The organism is Leeuwenhoekiella sp. H156 (assembly GCF_052218455.1).
Lineage (GTDB): Bacteria > Bacteroidota > Bacteroidia > Flavobacteriales > Flavobacteriaceae > Leeuwenhoekiella > Leeuwenhoekiella parthenopeia.
In genome coordinates, this window is the sequence record NZ_CP197499.1 from 912,017 (window position 1) to 930,414 (window position 18,398).

Genomic DNA, 18,398 nt, shown 5'->3' on the forward strand with positions numbered 1-18,398 from the left:
TTACTTTTGTAACCTTTAATTTTCAGCCTTAAACATACGTATTTCATGACTTCTTATTTTTCTTCAGATTTTAAACTCGCCGTGGTAGGCGGTGGTCAACTGGGCAAAATGCTGCTTTATGAAACCCGTAAATTTGATATTCAAACCCGGGTTTTGGATCCAAGTCCGGAAGCTCCCGCACGATTAGCCGCAAACTATTTTGAACAGGGTGATCTGATGGATTTTGATACCGTTTATAACTTCGGGAAAGAAGCCGATGTGATCACTTTTGAGATCGAAGCCGTAAATGTAGAGGCTTTGGAGCGTTTGCAGGCGGAAGGAAAAAGTGTATATCCCGCTCCCGAAACCCTTCGGAAAATTCAAAACAAAGGCGATCAAAAAGATTTTTATATCGAAAAAAACATCCCTACGGCGCCCTATACTCGTTTTGAAAACCTGGGAGCCTTAAAGCTTTCGCTCACCGCAAACCAAATCAGTTTTCCGTTTGTGTGGAAGAGTACCACCGGAGGTTACGACGGCAAAGGTGTACAGGTCGTTAGGGAACAAAAGGATCTTGACAAACTCGCTGATGTACCTTGTATTGCCGAAACGATGATTCCGTTTAAAAATGAATTGGCCGTTATTGTGGTGCGCAACCCAAAAGGCGAGGTAAAAACCTATCCGGTTGTGGAAATGGAATTTCATCCGGAAGCCAATCAGGTTGAATACGTGGTTTGTCCCGCTCGCATTGACGATGCTGTGGCTCAAAAAGCCCGTGAAGTCGCCACCAAAGTCTCTGAAGCTTTTATGCACGTGGGACTGCTGGCCGTAGAGCTTTTTCAGACCAAAGACGATGAAATTCTGGTTAACGAGGTCGCACCGCGCCCGCACAACAGTGGTCATTACAGTATAGAAGGCAGTTATACCAATCAATTTGAACAGCACCTGCGTGCGGTTTTAAATCTGCCTCTTGGCGAAACGGCCAGTAAAACAGGAGCAGTAATGGTAAATCTGGTTGGCGAGGAAGGTTATCAGGGTGATGTGTATTACGAAAAGATTCAGGATATTCTGGCCCTTGAAGGGGTTACCCCGCACATTTACGGCAAACGGGAAACCCGTCCTTTTCGCAAAATGGGACATGTGACGATTGCAAACAGCGATCTCAGTAAAGCCCGGGCTATCGCCGAAAAAGTAAAACAAACAATACGCGTAATTACAAAATAAACAGCATGGTAGGAATTATAATGGGAAGCACCAGCGATATGCCGGTGATGCAAAGTGCAATAGACGTATTAAAGCAATTAGGCATTGAGACCGAAGTAGATATCGTGTCTGCCCACCGCACGCCAGATAAGCTTTTTGACTATGGAAAAAATGCCCACGAGCGCGGTATTCAGGTCATCATTGCAGGTGCGGGCGGCGCAGCTCACTTACCCGGAATGATCGCCTCGCTGTCTCCCCTGCCGGTAATTGGTGTTCCTGTAAAATCCCGAAATTCAATTGATGGCTGGGATTCGGTACTTTCAATCCTGCAAATGCCCGGTGGAGTACCGGTTGCTACTGTAGCTCTTGATGGAGCTCAGAACGCCGGGATTCTTGCCGCACAGATTTTAGGTGCTTCAGATAAAGAGATACGCGATCGTATTTTAACCTATAAAGAAGGGCTTAAAGAAAAGGTGATCGCAGGAGCGGCATCGCTTAAAAAATAAAAAGAGCCGTGTAAAACACGGCTCTTAATAGACTGTCTGGGTGAAATTATATGTATTTATTAACCATTCTAAATATTATTAATCAAACCTTCTACAACAGATCTATGCTAATATTTTTGTTAGGTAATGCAAAGTTAAAGTAAAATTTTGGTTGCATTCGTTAAAACAATCATATTTATAGCTTAAATACATAATATTCATAAACACTACTGAAAAATTGAAAAATTCAGAAAATATATTACTTAAAGATTTCGATCTCGTACCATTTGGCTCGTTTTCAGACACCGACTATAAAGAGGCGATTCTTGACGGCATTGATAAAGCACGAAAAGAGATCGATGAAATCACTCAAAATACCCAAGCACCTGACTTTGAAAACACCATCGCTACGCTCGACTTTGCCGGTCAACATTTGGACCGTGTTACCAGCGCCTTTTTCAACATCAACAGTGCCGAGACTAACGAGACCATTCAGAACATTGCACAGGAAGTTTCTCCACTTTTATCTGAATTCTCAAACGACATCACCCTCAACGAAGCCTTGTTTAAACGGGTAAAAGCCGTTTATGATTCGCGCGAGACTTTAGACCTCAACCGCGAACAACAGGTTCTTTTGGAGAAAAAATACAAGGGATTTGCCCGTAATGGCGCCAATTTACCTGAAGAAAAAAAAGCACGCTTACGCGAAATAGATACCCAACTCTCAAAGCTTGCACTCACTTTTGGTGAAAATATCCTTGCGGAAACCAACAAGTTTGAACTGCATATTACTGAGGAAAAAGACCTTGCCGGTTTACCGGAAAGCACCATAGAATCTGCCGCGCAAACGGCCGAAGAAAAAAATAAGGAAGGTTGGATTTTCACGCTTGAATATCCCAGCTATATTCCGTTTATGAAGTATGCTGAAAATCGCGAACTGCGCAGGCAGATGGCTGTTGCCTTTGGAGCTAAGGGTTTTCACGGCGATAAGCTTGACAATCAGGACAACGTACTCAAAATCGTAAACCTGCGTCACGAACGGGCTAATCTGTTAGGCTATAAAACGCATGCGCATTTTGTTCTGGAAGAGCGTATGGCCAAAAGCCCTGAAAACGTAAACCGCTTTCTGGAGGATTTGCTTGCAAAAGCGAAACCGGCCGCCGAGCGTGAGTTTAAACAACTGGAACATTTCGCCAAAGAACGTGACGGCATTGAGCAGTTGGAAAAGTGGGACAGCGCATACTATTCTGAAAAGCTAAAGCAACAACTTTTTGAACTGGATGACGAACTCCTGAAACCCTATTTCAAACTCGAAAACGTAATTGACGGCGTCTTTACTGTTGCCAAAAAACTCTATGGTTTGCGTTTTGTAGAGGTTTTTGATGTACCCAAATACCATAAAGATGTCAAGACCTATCAGGTTTTTGATGAGATGGACAATTTTATGGCGATTTTCTATGCAGACTTCCATCCACGTCCCGGGAAACGCGGCGGTGCCTGGATGACGCAATTTAAAGGTCAGTTTAAGAAAGATGGCCAAAATGAGCGTCCTCACGTTTCTAACGTGTGCAACTTCACCAAACCTACGCCTTCAAAACCTTCATTGCTTACATTTAATGAGGTCACTACCTTGTTTCACGAGTTTGGTCACGGTTTACACGGAATGCTTGCCAATACCACCTATCCCAGTTTATCAGGACCATCGGTGTTTTGGGATTTTGTAGAATTGCCCAGTCAGATTTTAGAAAACTGGTGCTATGAGCCGGAAGCTTTGGAGCTCTTTGCTAAACATTACGAGACCGGTGAGACCATCCCGATGGTGCTCATCGATAAAATCAAGAAAGCGGCCAACTTTCAGGAAGGGATGCAAACCCTGCGTCAGTTGAGTTTTGGTATTTTAGATATGTCCTGGCACGGGGCAGACCCCAGCGGCATAACCGATGTAAAAGCACACGAACTTGCAGCTTTTGAAAACACCAAACTCTATCCTGATGTAGCCGAAAACTGTATGAGTGTCTCCTTCTCCCATATTTTTCAAGGTGGATACTCAAGTGGATATTACTCCTATAAATGGGCCGAAGTGCTGGATGCAGATGCCTTTGCCTACTTTAAGGAAAATGGTATTTTTAATGGGGAAGTCGCCCGTAAATTCAGGGATCATATTTTGTCGCAAGGCGGCACCGAAGATCCAATGGTACTATACAAACGTTTCCGCGGAAAAGAACCGAATCCCGAGGCCTTGCTGAAAAGGGCAGGACTTGTTAAATAGAATAGCCTTGGGTAAATTTATCGGTTATAAATTTTGAAAATGAGATTTGTATTCCTAAGCTTAATGTTTGTTATTTTGAATTCGTGTCAAAATAATAGTATCCGTGGAAACTGGGGAAAATGCAATCCCGATGGTAGCTATTGGAACTATACATTGACCGATAGCATTTTAGTGCTTGCTGTGAAAAAACCGAATCCCTTCATTGAAATCTGCAATGTCACATACATCAATGAAGGGATTATCATTTCTGATGCTAAGCAAACGGAAATAAAGCTAATGACCAATCCCGATACGTTAAAAATCCTTTTCATTTCTTCAGACTCCTTAAGGCTTCAAAGCACGCAAACCGGAGATCATTTTGAATTGTCTAAAGCCGATTTCAGGCTTGATCCCATTGATTTCAACAACTATAAATCCTGGAAGAAGGAATCTCTGGCAAAGTTTGATGCGTATACAGCACAGGTTAATTGTGATGAACTAGAAGAAGACATACGCTCGCTTAATTTGGATGAATTTAAAGAAGAGGAAATAAAGATATATGTTCGCGACAATCACTAATTAAAGCAGCTCGAAACCTTTAACTTTTTACCTCTTACCCATTTTTCAACTCAATCCACCTACTCATAAACTTAGAGGCTTGTAGCGATTGGTGCCAAAGCATAGCTCCGGTAAAATTGTGAAGGCGGTGATCAGCTAGATTTTCTTTGAGGTGGTTGAGCCTTTCGGCGAAAACAGGTTGCCAGAACTCGGCCTGAAATCGTGAATTGATGATTTTGACTCCATTAATTTGAGCTTCCTGCCAACTTTCTGGATAGGTGTATAAATTCACTGCAGCTTTTGCAAAAGTTTCAGGCGTATCGCTAATGCTTCCATTAAATGCGAGATTGCCGTGCATCCCTTCCGCTCCAACCTGAGTGGTTACTGCCGGAGTACCGCACTGCATCGCATCCAGCAATTTTCCTTTTAGACCTGCTCCGCTGAGCAAAGGTGCCAGTAAAACACCTGCATCTTCGATTACTTTGTGCGCACTTTCGGCTCTGCCCATTACATAAAAATGCTCTTTAGGATTATGCAATTGGGTATGCTTTTCTGCGGGATACGAACCATATACCCGCATTTCGGCTTCCGGGAGTTGCCTGCGAATTAAGGGCCAGATTTCAGTCTTGAGATAGCGCACCGAAAGCCAGTTGGGCTCGTGCCGAAAATTCCCGATGGTGACAAAATGCTTTCGGTCTTTAAAGGATTTCCAATTCCGGATCTCTTCGTCCTGAATCGCATCAACCATAAACGGAAGATAGAGCAACTGACCGGCAGGCACTCTGAAAAAATCCTCAAGCAATTGCATCTCAAATTCTGAAATAACCAACGTGAGATCACAACGGTAGATGCTGGCTATTTCGCGTTTGGCAAAGTCGTTATGCAAATACGCTTGTGAAAAAGCCTTACCGTCTTTTAGAGCGGCCTCACGCCCTTTACGCAGACCGTGCAGGTCAATGGTTTCTAAAATACGTAAAGCCTGCGGACATTGCTCCTGAACGCGCCAGCCGTATTGCTCTTCAATCACAAACTTGTCAAACAAAACCAGATCAGGATTGAGTTCGCTTAGATACGTATCAAATGATGCATCGTTAAGTTTAATCTCTTTTGTGGAAACATTTTGGCTTTCCAGATCTTCAGAAAGTGGCGTTTTACCGGCTGCACAGGCAAAATGCACCTCAAAACCTACATTTTGCAACATTTTGAGCAGCTGCATTATACGCGTTCCCGCAGCAGATGATACGGGTTCAGGCCACACGTTACCTAGGATTAATGCTCTCATAACGCAAATATAGTTTTCTTCTGATTAAAAAAACTTTCATATATTATTGAAACTTTAAAATAGTTTACTATATTTGAACTATGGAATTTAAAGAAGCAAAAGAACAATTTCTACAAACCTGGGGAGCATTGGGTTCGCAATGGGGTATCAATAAGACGATGGCGCAAATTCACGCCTTGCTTATGATTTCACCAGACTCCCTTTCCATGGAAGAAATTATGGAAGAGCTTCAGATTTCCCGGGGTAATGCCAGTATGAACTTACGCGGACTCATTGATTGGGGTATTGTTTACAAGGAGTACAAACCCGGAGAACGCCGTGAATATTTTAAGGCCGATCAGGATGTCGATTCGCTGGCACGAAAAATTGCGATCGAACGCAGTAAGCGCGAGATTCAGCCTACACTGCGAGTCCTTGAAGATGTGCGCAACTTTGATGAGAATACAAGCAAGGAAGCGCAAAAATTCAAGCAGAAAACGCAGGAGCTCTACGATTTTGTAAGCAGGGCCGATACTATGCTCGAAAAAATCACCAATCAAAAAGAAAACTGGGTAACCAAAACGATTATGAAATTAATGACCTAATATTTTTTTATTAATTAATTTCAATATTTTCTGAAAGTTTAAAAGTTTAAGTATTGTCATGAACATCATTACCTATATACTATATGTTCTTTTAACCTCGACTGTCATCATTTGGGTAGGTAAAACCTGTTATTCTAAAGGAGAAGTATTTATTCTTCAGGCACTGAATGATCCCTCTCTAACGGCACGGGTAAATCGCTCGTTACTAATAGGTTATTATTTGGTCAATCTTGGATATGTTTTGGTATCTATCCAAACCTGGCCGAGTCTAAATTCTGCAGAAGAAATAATCCTTGAATTAAGTCAAAGAACGGGACTTTTAATACTCCTGTTGGGAGGTTTACATTATTTCAACATCTACTTCATAACCGTGCATCTCAAGAAAATTTCTAATCCTTAATACTTTAAACTATGGAAACTTCAAAAATCCTTATCGGCTACTTCATTTATTTACCCATAACCATTTTGCTAACCCTATATGTTTCCCGAATACTTTTTAAAAACGGCAAACTCTTTATGATTGACATTTTTAAGGGCAAAGAAGAAATCGCTTTGGCTACCAATCAATTATTTAAAGTAGGTTTTTATTTGCTCAACATCGGCTTTGCATTAATGATTATGGAAATCCACTCGTACGGGTTTAATGACACCTATCAAAATCTGGTAGAAATACTAAGCTCTAAAATTGGCGGCTTTACGATCTATCTGGGCATTATGTTGTTTTTCAATTTGTTTTTGTTTTTCCGTGGAAGAAAGAAATCAAGACAAAGTCAAAATGCCCAATTATCATGAAAATTGATAATAAAGCAGTAAAAGGAGGTATTCTGCTTGCAACGTTTGGGCTTGTATCCTTCTTAGGAATAATTCACTTTGTATTTGACGGAATTGAAATTCCCTTCAAAAAAGGTATAATTCAATTTTTCATAATCGCATGTTTTATAAATTATAGCGTAAGTGTTCTTGTAAGTCAATGGTGTTTAAAAGCAATTCAGCTTGGCAAGAATCCAAAATTGATGGGTTTAGCCTACACATTACTTTCTTTGCTACTGATTTCAATTTTTTACAATCTACCCTATATTATTTATGAAGTCTTTTTGGAAGATATATTACAGATGAAGCATTTATATTATTTACTTTTTTCTGCTTCATACTTCTTCGTTTTAGGATTTATACCTGCAGTCGTAATAGGTATTCCTTACGGACTTTATCTGAATGATGATCTTCTATAATACAAAACCCCGCAAATAGCGGGGTTTTTACTTTAACTGACCAGTCGGTCTTACATATACTCCTCAATTGGTGCACAGGTACAAATCAGGTTACGATCTCCAAAGGCATCATCTACACGACGCACGCTTGGCCAAAACTTATTGTCTGCTACATATTCCAGCGGATACGCTGCCTGCTCGCGGGTATAGGGTAAATCCCAGGTATCTGCAGTAAGCATGCTCAAGGTATGCGGAGCATTTTTCAATACATTGTTTGATTCGTCTGCAGAAGCTGCGTCAATTTCCTTACGGATGTTGATCATCGCATCGCAGAAACGATCCAGTTCTGCTTTGCTTTCACTTTCGGTAGGCTCAATCATCATAGTTCCGGCAACCGGGAATGAAACGGTTGGCGCGTGGAAACCGTAATCAATCAAACGCTTCGCGATATCTACAACCTCAATTCCGTTTTCTTTAAAAGGTCGGCAATCAATGATCATCTCGTGTGCAGCACGTCCCATCTCTCCCGAATACAAGACGTCAAACTTTCCTTTTAAACGCTCTTTGATGTAATTGGCATTTAAAATAGCGGCTTCAGTAGATTCTTTAAGTCCGGTTGCACCTAACATTTTGATATAGGCATAGCTGATTAAACAAACCAGGGATGAACCCCAGGGTGCTGCAGAAATAGCTGTAATTGCTTCCTCACCTCCGGTTTTGATTACCGGGTTTCCGGGCAGAAAAGGCACCAACTGCTCTGCCACACAAATAGGACCAACACCAGGACCACCACCCCCGTGAGGGATCGCAAAGGTCTTGTGCAAATTAAGGTGACATACGTCTGCCCCAATTTTGCCGGGATTGGTTAAGCCCACCTGTGCATTCATATTGGCACCGTCCATATAAACCTGACCACCGTGCTCATGAATGATTCCGGTGATTTCCTGAATGGCGCTTTCGTACACCCCGTGCGTGGAAGGATAGGTTACCATTAGTGCAGCCAGATTGTCTTTATGCTGCTCTGCTTTTTCGCGTAAATCATCTACATCAATGTTTCCGGCGTCGTTAGCTTTAGTAACCACGACCTGCATTCCCGCCATTACTGCACTTGCAGGATTGGTTCCGTGAGCTGAGGATGGAATTAAACAAATATTACGATGAGATTCGCCGCGGCTTTCGTGATAGGCTCTGATTACCATTAAACCGGCATACTCACCCTGAGCACCTGAGTTTGGCTGCAAACTGGTCGCGGCAAAACCGGTGATTTCGGTAAGTTGATCCTCGAGCTTTTTCAAAACATATTGATAGCCTTCAGCCTGATTTACCGGCACAAATGGATGTATACCCCCCCAACGTGCATCACTAAGCGGAAGCATCTCGGCAGCCGCATTCAGTTTCATTGTACACGACCCTAGAGAAATCATACTGTGATTTAAAGAAAGGTCCTTACGCTCCAGCTTTTTGATGTAACGCATCAACTCGGTTTCTGAGTGGTAGCTGTTAAACACCTCATTCGTCATAAACTCGCTTTCGCGTTGTAATAAATCAGGAACCGCGTTGAGTTCCTTCAAAGCTTCAAGATGCGTGAATTCTTTCCCTAAAGCTTCAGCAAAAACTGAAATGATTTTATTGAGATCTGCAAGACTGGTAGCCTCGTTTACCGCAATAGAAACGGTATCCTCGTCGGGATAGTAGAAATTAATTTCGTTAGCCTCAGCATAAGTACGTACGGTTTTGGCATCTGCCTTAACCCGAATGGTATCAAAATACCCGCTGTTCAACTGGTACAAACCTAAGTTTTCCAAAGCATCGGTAAGGGTTGCTGCGGTACGGTGAATTTTGGTTGCGATATACTGCAAACCTTTTGGCCCATGATACACTCCGTACATTCCGGCCATAACAGCCAGAAGTACCTGTGCGGTACAAATGTTTGAAGTAGCCTTATCACGCTTGATGTGCTGCTCACGGGTCTGTAGCGCCATGCGCAGTGCGCGGTCGCCGTTCATGTCTTTACTCACCCCGATGATACGACCGGGAATGTTGCGCTTGTATTCGTCACGTGTGGCGAAGTAAGCTGCGTGCGGACCACCATATCCCAGTGGAATACCAAAACGCTGCGTGGTACCCACCACTACATCTGCTCCCAGTTTACCTGGAGCTTCAAGTAATACAAGACTCATCAAATCTGCTGCAACAGCAACTTTGATGTCCAGATCGTGTGCTTTTTTGATAAAGCCGGTATAATCGTGAATCTCTCCGGTTGCTGATGGATACTGAATTAAAGCGCCAAAGAATTCATCACTAAAATCAAATTCCTGGGCGCGACCCACCACAAGCTCTACTCCTACCGGAATCGCACGGGTTTGCAATACCGAAAGCGTTTGTGGAAAAATATCTTTGTCTACAAAAAATTTGGAGGTTCCGTTTTTCTTTTGATCGCGGGTACGAACGCCTGCAAGCAAGGTCATCGCTTCAGCCGCTGCAGTAGCTTCATCAAGGAGTGAAGCATTGGCCAGTTCCATCCCGGTAAGATCAGCAACCATAGTCTGAAAATTGAGCAAGGCTTCTAGACGTCCCTGAGCAATCTCAGCCTGATACGGAGTATAAGCCGTGTACCAGCCCGGATTTTCTAAAATGTTTCGCTGAATAACCGCAGGAGTCTTTGACTCGTGATATCCCAGACCTATGTAGGTTTTAAACAATTTGTTTTTGTTTGCGAGGGCGTTGATATGCGTAGCATATTCGTACTCACTCAAAGCAGGTTCCAGATTAAGGGGCTTCTGAAGCCTAATACCATCGGGCAGGGTCTCGTAAATTAACTGATCAATACTATCTGCACCAATTGCTTCAAGCATTTGCTCCTTTTCCTCTGGTCTTGGCCCTATATGCCGCAAAGCAAAAACATCTGTTCTCATATACAATTTTGTGTGTTTTTTAATGCCGCAAAATTACAATTTCAAAGAAGATTATTGGATATTGAACCTATTAGTTTTTAACCACCGGAATCAGTTATCAACACATGCTTTAACTTTAGCCCGTGAAGCACCTTAAAGCTCTTTTTGATTTCTACATCAACAGCAGTTTGCACGTCTCTCTCGCCGTGCTTTCTTTGGTATGGGTTACCGAAATTCAACTGGCATTAAACCCGCAACCCCTGCTCTACGGATTTGTGTTTTTCGGTAGTATTACGGGCTATAATTTTGTAAAGTACGCGGCACTGGCCGGTTTACACCACAGGCATCTTACCCAAAGCCTTAAAAGCATCCAGACGTTTTCATTGCTTTGCTTTCTGGCATTTTGCTATTTTGCCTTTCAGTTTGATTGGGTTTTCTGGTTGTATTGCATTCCGCTGGGAATATTGACGCTTCTATATGCTATCCCGTTTTTGCCCCACAAAAAGAATTTACGCAGAATCCCTACCTTAAAAGTCTTCATTATCGCCGCGGTCTGGGCAGGAGTAACGGTTTATCTTCCGGCAATCAGCGCAGATCGTTTAGACTTTTCGGTTATGATCCTTTTTGCGCAGCGTGTATTGCTGATTTTGGCATTAATGATTCCTTTTGAGATACGCGATCTTACCTATGATGCTTTAGCGCTGAATACCCTGCCTCAGGTTTTAGGCATAAAAAAAACCAAACTTCTGGGTTTGGTCTTGCTCGTGGGGTTTGTGTTTTTAGAATTTTTCTATCCGAAAAACCAAACCGGAATTACCGTAATCACCTGTATTTTGGGACTTATTACCGCTTTTTCAATTCTAAAAGCTACAACACATCAGTCTAGCTATTACGCATCTTTTTTCGTTGAGGGAATCCCTGTTTTATGGTGGTTAATGTTGCTCGCCTTTAGCCAGCTCACGCTCTAATTCCTCGCGGATACGCTTTTTACATTCCTCAGGCATTTGCTTGCACTTGGGATCTTTCATCAGCCTGGTAAGTTTTGCATTACGCTCTGAATAATCTGCGCAATGTTTACAAACCAAATTGTGAAAGCGTACTTTCAATTTATCAAAAAAGGAGGCATCATCATACTGCCCTTTATCACAAAGGTGCCCGGCTTTTTTACAATCTACAAATAGTTTCATCGTTTATAACCAGTTTTCTTCTAAGCAACTTGCCAGTGCTGTACGGGCTCGGTGAATGATTACCCACAGATTAGACGGCGTGATATTAAATTCTTTACAAATAGTTTCGGTATCCTGACCTTCAATGGTCTTTTTCTTGAAAATCGCGGCCTGCTTTTCCGGTAATTTATCGATACAGGCATAGATCGCAACACCCAACTCGGTATTTTCCAAATCATCTTCGGCAGTACGATCAAAAGGATCTGCTACGCGCTCTTCAAGCCAGTCGCCTCCTTCTTCGTCATCGGTATAATTAACCCGAACCTCTGCCTTTCCTTTTTTAGAATTGATTTTGCGGTAGTAATCTATAATTTTTCGCTTTAAGATCGAAATCAGCCAAGTGCGCTCACTGGCTTCGCCTTTAAAGTTCTTCATAGACTTTAAGCCCGCCAGGAAGGTTTCTGAAATGATATCTTCAGCCACCTCCTTATCGTTTACCTTCACAATTGTGTAATTGTACAGGTAATCTGAATATTTATCCACCCATTTTGTGGGATCGAGTTGGTGGTCTGCCATAATAGAATTATAGATCGTGCTGTCGCGACGCAAATTTAAACAAATAAGATCGAGTTAAACCCCATAAGCCGCATTTTCAAAAACCAAAAATAAAGCCTTGCCATTGCAACACAACTCTTACTTTTGCGATTACAAATTTGTAATCTGCTTCCTGTGTACGAAAAAACCTTTCCCAATAAACGTTTTGCCATCACGGCAGCCTTTTTAAAAGAGGTGCTCCCGCCCGGCAGCAGCATTCTGGATCTTGGAGTTGAAAATCCGTTTTCTGAGATCATGAAAAAAGAGGGCTATCAGGTAACCAACACAAGCGGTGAAGATTTAGACCTGCACACAAACGCGGTGCAAAACACCGATGCAGATGCGGTTACCGCTTTCGAAATTTTCGAACATTTACTCGCGCCTTTTAATGTGCTGAAAGATATTAAAGCCGATAAACTCGTGGCCAGCATTCCGCTTAAACTGTGGTTTGCCCCTGCCTATCGCAGCAAAACCGACCAATGGGACCGGCATTATCACGAGTTTGAAGACTGGCAGTTTGACTGGCTTTTAGAAAAGTCGGGCTGGGAGATCAAAAAACGCAAACAGTTTACGCATCCTGTAAAAAAACTGGGTTTACGCCCGCTTTTGCGCCTGTTTACACCGCGCTATTATTTAATTTACGCGGAGCGGAAATGAGAATAGCTGTCATCATACCGGCGTATAACGAGGCCGATTTAATCGCAAAAACACTCGACTCGCTTTTGGCTCAAAGTTATAAAGCCGAAAGTATCATTGTGGTTGATGACGGAAGCACTGATGAGACTCCAAAAATCATTGCTTCTTACGCCGAAAAGCATCTGGAAATACAGTTGGTTGAAAAAAATTCGGAAGCTGCCCACCTCCCCGGAAGTAAAGTCGTGCAGGCTTTTAACTACGGCCTGAAGCATTTGAAAAGCGATTATGACCTGCTGTGCAAGTTTGACGCAGACTTGATTTTTCCCGCTGATTATCTAAAAACCGTAAATCAGGCATTTGAACAAAACTCAGAGCTCGGGATGTACGGCGGTTTTTGTTATGTAGAACGCAACGGCAGCTGGGAACTCGAAAACCTCACAAACAAAGATCATATACGCGGTGCCCTTAAATGCTATCGCAAAGCCTGCTTTGAAGCCATTGGCGGACTCAAAACCGCGATGGGATGGGATACGCTAGACGAACTTTTGGCACAATACCACGGCTGGGAAGTGGCCACCAATACTTCTTTGCAGGTAAAGCATCTGAAACCAACCGGGCATACCTATTCGGCTAAAGCCAAATACAAACAAGGCGAGGCTTTTTACGGAATGCGCTATGGTTTTTTACTTACCGGGATCGCTTCGGCAAAACTGGCGATGCGCAAAAGGAGTTTCAAGCTCTTTAAAGAGTATCTGGCCGGATACTTTAAAGCACAAAAAAAACACCTTCCCTTTTTGGTCACAAAAGAAGAAGGTGCTTTTATTCGTAAGCTCCGCTGGAAAAAGATCCGGGAGAAATTATTCTAAAACCTCAGCGATTACTTTGCCGGTGGTTCCATTAGGAAATTCAATACCTAAAAGTGCGGCGATGGTAGGCGCGATATCCGGAATTTCGGTAAGCTCGTAGGTTTTCCCTTTTTTGATTCCGGCTCCGTAAAACAAGAGCGGCGCGTGCGTATCATAAGAAAAAGCCGAGCCGTGCGTAGACCCGGTACGTGAATAACTGATTACCCCGGGATCAAGCACCAGAAACACATCTCCGCTACGCTTTTGGTTAAAACCTTTCTGAATCAAAGCCGCAACACCGCTGGTGTAATTGGCCTGATTGAGTTCGGCGCGGGTATATACCTTATCCATAAGATCATATTGCAAAGCGAAATGCGCGATTTTTTGCTGAAGCGCTTCGGCATTGATTTCCGCAGCGGCAAGATTTTCGTAATTGAAAAACACCTGATAATTTGAAATATCTTCAATCAAGCCTTCTTCTCCAAATTCAGAAACAACAAACTCATTAAGTGCAGTTTCAAAAGCACGGTTATCAAAATAGCCTGACGGGATTTTATTAGCACTCAAATACGCCGGAACATTGACCGCCCCGTGGTCTGCGGTTAAGAAAACGGTATAATTGCCTTTACCCACTTTTTGATCTAAAGCATCAAGCAGCCGCTCCAGATCGAGATCGAGGCGTACGTACATGTCCTCAACTTCTTTGGAGTTGACTCCGAAATTGTGACCTACATAATCGGTCGCACTGTAACTCACCGCCAGAAAATCGGTATCTGCATCCTGCCCTAAGCCTTCGGCATCAAGAGCCTCAAGGGCAAAGTCGGTAGTCAGGTTATTTCCGTAAGGAGTTGACTTTAAAAGTGAATAGCCTCCGTTCTGTTCAGCCAATTCCGCCAGGTCATAAGGAAAAACAGCCTCCTCCTTACCTCTGAATCCGCCTTCATACGAATTGAGATCGTCCCCGCTCTCGATATAAGTTTCAATAGGTTTGAGGGTATTCCATTCTTTCAGGTAACTTTTCGCTTTCGCGGAAGCGTTAAAATCCTGAACCCATTTTGGTAATTCGTTCATATAAAAAGTACTGGTAATCCACTTGCCTTCGTCACCACCTTCAAACCAGTAGGCCGCATTTGCCGTATGACCCGCCGGAAGGATTGCCCCGCGGTCTTTCAGCGAAATACCGATAGTCTTACCGCGCATTTGGGTATGCAAACGGTTTTGGTCTGTAACCGTCGTCGTAAGCATACGATGCGGCGACATCTGCCCTGCAGGGCCGTCAATCCCAACTGAAGCTACCGTGGTATCGCCTGCGCAATAGACCTGCTGCTTTTCAAATTTGTTGTACCAGTTGTTTGAAATGATACCATGATTGGCCGGTGTAGTCCCGGTGTAAATAGAAGCATGACCCGGCCCTGTGTAGGTGGGTACATAATTAAAATGATTGTTGCGGCACTCAAAACCGTCTGACATCAGGCGTTTAAAACCCCTGTCACCAAATTGCGCTTCAAAACGGGTGAGATAGTCAAATCGCATCTGATCAACGACAATACCTACCACTAATTTGGGCTTCTGAGAGGCAGTCTGCGCGTTACCGGGCTGAAACCCCAGCGCAGCAAGACCAAAAAGAAGCATTTTAATGTCTTTAAATTTCATAATCTGCAGTTTTACCTTGCAAAACTAAGGCTTTAGACCAATAATAAGATTAAGTTAATCTTAAATAGCCTTCCCGTCTATTTTTGCTATTTTTAAAGCTGAAAAATACACTATGGGATACCTGAAAGAGATCGGTGCTTATTTTATGATGATTAAGGGTGTTTTTATAAAACCTACCAAAACATCTGTACTTAGAAATCTTATTTTAAAAGAAATTGACGACCTGATTATCGGTTCGCTGGGTATTGTTTGCTTTATTTCGTTTTTCGTGGGTGGTGTGGTTGCCATTCAAACCGCACTGAATATGGACAACCCTATTCTACCTAAATCCCTCATTGGTTTTGCTTCAAGACAATCTATCATTCTTGAGTTTGCGCCTACCTTCATTTCGATCATTATGGCCGGAAAGGTGGGATCATTTATCACCTCTAGTATAGGAACGATGCGGGTTACCGAACAGATAGATGCGCTCGAGGTAATGGGGATCAACTCGCTGAATTATCTGGTTTTTCCAAAAATCATCGCTATGCTATTCTATCCCTTTGTAATCGCAATTGCGATGTTCCTGGGTATATTAGGAGGTTATGCAGCAGCGGTTTTCGGCGGATTTGCCACAGGAGATCAGTTTATACAGGGGCTTCAGGAAGATTTTGTGCCGTTTCAACTGGTTTACGCATTTATAAAGACCTTTATTTTCGCTTTATTACTGGCGACCATTCCCTCCTATTTTGGATATTATATGAAAGGTGGAGCTTTAGAAGTGGGTAAAGCCAGTACCACCTCTTTTGTGTGGACGAGTGTGTTTATCATTCTCTCAAATTATTTAGTCACCCAATTACTTTTAAGCTAATGATTGAAGTTAAAGAATTAAAGAAAGGATTTGGTGGTGACGAACTCGTTTTAAAAGGTATTTCGACCACGTTTGAGAAAGGCAAAACCAATTTGATCATTGGCCAGTCTGGCTCGGGTAAAACCGTGTTTTTAAAATGCCTGCTCGGGCTTTTCAGACCTACGGAAGGGAAAATTGTGTACGATGGTGAGGCCTATTCTGAACTGTCTTCAGAAAAGCAACGTACCCTGCGTGAGCAAATGGGAATGGTTTTTCAAGGGAGTGCGCTTTTTGACTCGATGACGGTTGAAGAGAACATCATGTTTCCGCTTAAAATGTTTACCAAACAGCGTAAAGCCGAACGTCGCGAGCGTGCCAACGAGGTAATCAAGCGCGTAAACCTCATCAATGCAAACAATAAATTACCTTCTGAAATTTCGGGAGGTATGCAAAAACGAGTGGCTATTGCACGGGCTATTGTAAATAACCCGAAGTATTTATTTTGTGATGAGCCTAACTCTGGTCTTGATCCGCGTACGGCAACCCTTATTGATAATCTGGTGCAGGAAATCACACACGAGTATGATATCACTACCATTATCAACACCCACGATATGAACTCGGTAATGGAAATTGGCGAGAAAATCGTCTTCCTTCAAAAAGGACGCTTAGCCTGGGAAGGTTCTAAAGAAACTATTTTCAGAACCGACAATGAGGATGTGACCAACTTCGTGTATTCTTCAGATCTTTTCAAAAAAGTACGGGAAGCGGTTATTAAAGAACATCAATAACGGGCGATGGCTAAGGTATCCAACTGGTATTTTAGCTTTAACCAGGTTTTGAGTTTTTGTTCTTCCTTGCGCTTCTGAGCTTCAGTCAATGAAGGCTTCCATTCAATCATAAAAGTTGGGATCGTATCGGCCTTTTCGAAATTGGTATTAATAGTATTTGAGAAACCAAAGCGCTCAATATCCTCGTAATTCACGTGTACTTCTTCACTCAGACTCTGAAACGGTAAAGCAGCCGACTTCAGGCGGTTTAATTCATTTTCCAGAAGCAAAATCTGCTGATTTTTATCGGCGATGGCCTGCTGGTTGTTTGCGTACAAATCCTCGAGGATTCCGGTTTTAACCTGATTGCTTAGCTGTTCTGCCATGGCTGTGCTTTGGTCAGCTCCCTGATTGATGCGCAATTCGGCAATTGCGAGTTTGGGATTTGCAGCAAATTCTTCTTTCCATTTAGCAATGGTGCTTTTAGGAACGAGGTTCCCGATAAGAAACAATTCTACCTTCTTTCCCTTATAGTCAATATTGGGGCTGAGAATCGAAGTGCCGTCGTGCATGATGGTTTCTTCCACAAAATTGGTAGCCTCATTTTTAAATACCTGCTCTTTATACAGGTTGTAAAACAAAAACATACTGGGCACCATAACGACAATCCCTATTGCCGAAGCCATCTGACTGATGAAGCGTCGCCTTCTGGAATTGGCGTATTTCACCATCGGGAAACCCAGCAATTTAGAAACTACAAAAGTCGACAGCGCTATAAACACGGCATTGATGGAGAATAAATATAAGGCTCCCGTTGCATAAGCCCCGTTACCTATCGCCAGACCATAGCCCACAGTACACAGGGGCGGCATCAAAGCAGTAGCGATTGCAACACCAAAGATCACGCTGGCAATCGTACCTTTTTTAGTCTTGGCCACGATAAGTGCCAAACCACCAAAAATAGCTACCAAAACATCCAAAATAGTAGGATAGGTTCTTCCTAAGAGCTCTGAGTTGTCTGCTTTAAGCGGAATGAGTAAAAAGTAAATAAAAGCTGTGAGTACACTCAGGGAAACCATCACAGCCAGATTGATCATAGATCGCCGAAGCATTTCGACATCATTAATCGCAAGAGAAAGACCTATACCCACGATAGGACCCATAAGTGGCGAGATTAACATCGCACCGATGATAACTGCTGTACTGCCTACGTTGAGACCAATACTGGCCACAAAAATGGCAAAAATGAGAATCCAGGCATTGTGCCCTTTAAACGAGATGTCCTTTTTAACCGCTTCAATGGTAGAATCACGGTCGGTATCGTGACGTATGTCTAAAAGCTCTGATAAAAATACGCGTGTATTTTGCCACAGACTTTTAGCATCACGCTTTACAGCTTCGTTAGAAACCTTTTCAGAACCCGATGAATTTGAATTATCCCGTTTTGATTGATCTTCCATGAAT

At 42.8% G+C, this 18,398-nt stretch carries 19 protein-coding genes; 13 read left to right on the plus strand and 6 right to left on the minus strand.

The window, feature by feature from the left end; genetic code table 11:
- Positions 1-45: 45 nt before the first annotated feature.
- From ACSSS3_RS03830 to ACSSS3_RS03845, 4 genes are all read left to right on the plus strand, one after another.
- Entirely contained in the window at positions 46-1,203 is a 1,158-nt protein-coding gene (locus tag ACSSS3_RS03830) for a 5-(carboxyamino)imidazole ribonucleotide synthase (protein ID WP_442846494.1), read from the plus strand.
- A gap of 5 nt (positions 1,204-1,208) precedes the next feature.
- On the plus strand, positions 1,209-1,688 hold the full coding sequence (gene purE, locus ACSSS3_RS03835; protein WP_442846495.1) for a 5-(carboxyamino)imidazole ribonucleotide mutase: 480 nt from the start codon (positions 1,209-1,211) through the stop codon (positions 1,686-1,688).
- A 217-nt stretch (positions 1,689-1,905) separates the two neighbouring features.
- Positions 1,906-3,936 carry a M3 family metallopeptidase gene (locus ACSSS3_RS03840; protein WP_442846496.1) on the plus strand — a complete coding sequence of 677 codons (2,031 nt, stop codon included), beginning with the start codon at positions 1,906-1,908 and terminating at the stop codon, positions 3,934-3,936.
- A gap of 39 nt (positions 3,937-3,975) precedes the next feature.
- The gene (locus tag ACSSS3_RS03845) at positions 3,976-4,494 is read left to right on the plus strand and encodes a hypothetical protein (RefSeq protein WP_442846497.1); all 519 of its coding nucleotides are present in this window, start codon (positions 3,976-3,978) and stop codon (positions 4,492-4,494) included.
- Between the two features lie 34 nt (positions 4,495-4,528).
- Here ACSSS3_RS03845 and ACSSS3_RS03850 read toward each other — a convergent pair whose 3' ends face one another.
- Positions 4,529-5,755: a glycosyltransferase family 4 protein gene (locus tag ACSSS3_RS03850; RefSeq protein WP_442846498.1), complete on the minus strand. Its 1,227-nt coding sequence runs from the start codon at positions 5,753-5,755 to the stop codon at positions 4,529-4,531.
- Between the two features lie 80 nt (positions 5,756-5,835).
- Here ACSSS3_RS03850 and ACSSS3_RS03855 point away from each other — a divergent pair, with 80 nt between their 5' ends.
- The 4 genes from ACSSS3_RS03855 to ACSSS3_RS03870 are packed head-to-tail and all read left to right on the plus strand — an operon-like array spanning position 5,836 to position 7,568.
- Positions 5,836-6,339: a GbsR/MarR family transcriptional regulator gene (locus tag ACSSS3_RS03855; RefSeq protein ID WP_228229615.1), complete on the plus strand. Its 504-nt coding sequence runs from the start codon at positions 5,836-5,838 to the stop codon at positions 6,337-6,339.
- A 58-nt stretch (positions 6,340-6,397) separates the two neighbouring features.
- On the plus strand, positions 6,398-6,739 hold the full coding sequence (locus ACSSS3_RS03860; RefSeq protein WP_442846499.1) for a hypothetical protein: 342 nt from the start codon (positions 6,398-6,400) through the stop codon (positions 6,737-6,739).
- Positions 6,740-6,750: 11 nt separating this feature from the next.
- A complete protein-coding gene (locus tag ACSSS3_RS03865) occupies positions 6,751-7,131 on the plus strand; it encodes a hypothetical protein (protein ID WP_442846500.1) in 381 nt (126 codons plus the stop codon).
- The gene (locus ACSSS3_RS03870; protein ID WP_442846501.1) at positions 7,128-7,568 is read left to right on the plus strand and encodes a hypothetical protein; all 441 of its coding nucleotides are present in this window, start codon (positions 7,128-7,130) and stop codon (positions 7,566-7,568) included. Before ACSSS3_RS03865 ends, ACSSS3_RS03870 begins: the two co-directional genes overlap by 4 nt.
- Before the next feature lie 50 nt (positions 7,569-7,618).
- Here ACSSS3_RS03870 and gcvP read toward each other — a convergent pair whose 3' ends face one another.
- Complete coding sequence (gene gcvP, locus ACSSS3_RS03875; protein ID WP_442846502.1) at positions 7,619-10,462, minus strand: aminomethyl-transferring glycine dehydrogenase; 2,844 nt, start codon at positions 10,460-10,462, stop codon at positions 7,619-7,621.
- A gap of 122 nt (positions 10,463-10,584) precedes the next feature.
- Between gcvP and ACSSS3_RS03880 the strand changes: the two genes are divergently transcribed.
- The gene (locus ACSSS3_RS03880; protein WP_442846503.1) at positions 10,585-11,409 is read left to right on the plus strand and encodes a hypothetical protein; all 825 of its coding nucleotides are present in this window, start codon (positions 10,585-10,587) and stop codon (positions 11,407-11,409) included.
- Here the strand turns inward: ACSSS3_RS03880 and ACSSS3_RS03885 are convergent.
- Together ACSSS3_RS03885 and ACSSS3_RS03890 are read right to left on the minus strand one after the other, a co-directional pair.
- A complete protein-coding gene (locus tag ACSSS3_RS03885; protein WP_099645937.1) occupies positions 11,374-11,628 on the minus strand; it encodes a hypothetical protein in 255 nt (84 codons plus the stop codon). The two genes, ACSSS3_RS03880 and ACSSS3_RS03885, sit on opposite strands and share 36 nt — an antisense overlap.
- 3 nt (positions 11,629-11,631) lie before the next feature.
- On the minus strand, positions 11,632-12,183 hold the full coding sequence (locus ACSSS3_RS03890; protein ID WP_228229645.1) for a sigma-70 family RNA polymerase sigma factor: 552 nt from the start codon (positions 12,181-12,183) through the stop codon (positions 11,632-11,634).
- A 153-nt stretch (positions 12,184-12,336) separates the two neighbouring features.
- On the opposite strand from ACSSS3_RS03890, the gene ACSSS3_RS03895 reads away from it, so the two are divergent.
- On the plus strand, positions 12,337-12,858 hold the full coding sequence (locus tag ACSSS3_RS03895) for a methyltransferase (RefSeq protein WP_442846504.1): 522 nt from the start codon (positions 12,337-12,339) through the stop codon (positions 12,856-12,858).
- The gene (locus tag ACSSS3_RS03900) at positions 12,855-13,703 is read left to right on the plus strand and encodes a glycosyltransferase (RefSeq protein WP_442846505.1); all 849 of its coding nucleotides are present in this window, start codon (positions 12,855-12,857) and stop codon (positions 13,701-13,703) included. Before ACSSS3_RS03895 ends, ACSSS3_RS03900 begins: the two co-directional genes overlap by 4 nt.
- Here ACSSS3_RS03900 and pafA read toward each other — a convergent pair.
- A complete protein-coding gene (gene pafA / locus ACSSS3_RS03905) occupies positions 13,695-15,314 on the minus strand; it encodes an alkaline phosphatase PafA (protein ID WP_442847393.1) in 1,620 nt (539 codons plus the stop codon). The genes ACSSS3_RS03900 and pafA overlap by 9 nt on opposite strands.
- Positions 15,315-15,447: 133 nt before the next feature.
- Between pafA and ACSSS3_RS03910 the strand changes: the two genes are divergently transcribed.
- A complete protein-coding gene (locus ACSSS3_RS03910; protein WP_228229624.1) occupies positions 15,448-16,185 on the plus strand; it encodes an MlaE family ABC transporter permease in 738 nt (245 codons plus the stop codon).
- Entirely contained in the window at positions 16,185-16,955 is a 771-nt protein-coding gene (locus ACSSS3_RS03915) for an ABC transporter ATP-binding protein (RefSeq protein WP_228229625.1), read from the plus strand. Before ACSSS3_RS03910 ends, ACSSS3_RS03915 begins: the two co-directional genes overlap by 1 nt.
- On the opposite strand, the gene ACSSS3_RS03920 is transcribed toward ACSSS3_RS03915, so the two are convergent.
- On the minus strand, positions 16,949-18,394 hold the full coding sequence (locus tag ACSSS3_RS03920; RefSeq protein WP_442846506.1) for a DUF389 domain-containing protein: 1,446 nt from the start codon (positions 18,392-18,394) through the stop codon (positions 16,949-16,951). The genes ACSSS3_RS03915 and ACSSS3_RS03920 overlap by 7 nt on opposite strands.
- Between the last annotated feature and the right edge of the window lie 4 nt (positions 18,395-18,398).

Coding starts and splice junctions, on each gene's coding strand:
- ACSSS3_RS03830 (WP_442846494.1), top strand. CDS start 46: ATGACTTCTTATTTTTCTTCAGATTTTAAACTCGCCGTGGTAGGCGGT.
- purE (WP_442846495.1), top strand. CDS start 1,209: ATGGTAGGAATTATAATGGGAAGCACCAGCGATATGCCGGTGATGCAA.
- ACSSS3_RS03845 (WP_442846497.1), top strand. CDS start 3,976: ATGAGATTTGTATTCCTAAGCTTAATGTTTGTTATTTTGAATTCGTGT.
- ACSSS3_RS03850 (WP_442846498.1), bottom strand. CDS start 5,755: ATGAGAGCATTAATCCTAGGTAACGTGTGGCCTGAACCCGTATCATCT.
- ACSSS3_RS03855 (WP_228229615.1), top strand. CDS start 5,836: ATGGAATTTAAAGAAGCAAAAGAACAATTTCTACAAACCTGGGGAGCA.
- ACSSS3_RS03860 (WP_442846499.1), top strand. CDS start 6,398: ATGAACATCATTACCTATATACTATATGTTCTTTTAACCTCGACTGTC.
- ACSSS3_RS03865 (WP_442846500.1), top strand. CDS start 6,751: ATGGAAACTTCAAAAATCCTTATCGGCTACTTCATTTATTTACCCATA.
- ACSSS3_RS03870 (WP_442846501.1), top strand. CDS start 7,128: ATGAAAATTGATAATAAAGCAGTAAAAGGAGGTATTCTGCTTGCAACG.
- gcvP (WP_442846502.1), bottom strand. CDS start 10,462: ATGAGAACAGATGTTTTTGCTTTGCGGCATATAGGGCCAAGACCAGAG.
- ACSSS3_RS03885 (WP_099645937.1), bottom strand. CDS start 11,628: ATGAAACTATTTGTAGATTGTAAAAAAGCCGGGCACCTTTGTGATAAA.
- ACSSS3_RS03890 (WP_228229645.1), bottom strand. CDS start 12,183: ATGGCAGACCACCAACTCGATCCCACAAAATGGGTGGATAAATATTCA.
- ACSSS3_RS03900 (WP_442846505.1), top strand. CDS start 12,855: ATGAGAATAGCTGTCATCATACCGGCGTATAACGAGGCCGATTTAATC.
- pafA (WP_442847393.1), bottom strand. CDS start 15,314: ATGCTTCTTTTTGGTCTTGCTGCGCTGGGGTTTCAGCCCGGTAACGCG.
- ACSSS3_RS03910 (WP_228229624.1), top strand. CDS start 15,448: ATGGGATACCTGAAAGAGATCGGTGCTTATTTTATGATGATTAAGGGT.
- ACSSS3_RS03915 (WP_228229625.1), top strand. CDS start 16,185: ATGATTGAAGTTAAAGAATTAAAGAAAGGATTTGGTGGTGACGAACTC.
- ACSSS3_RS03920 (WP_442846506.1), bottom strand. CDS start 18,394: ATGGAAGATCAATCAAAACGGGATAATTCAAATTCATCGGGTTCTGAA.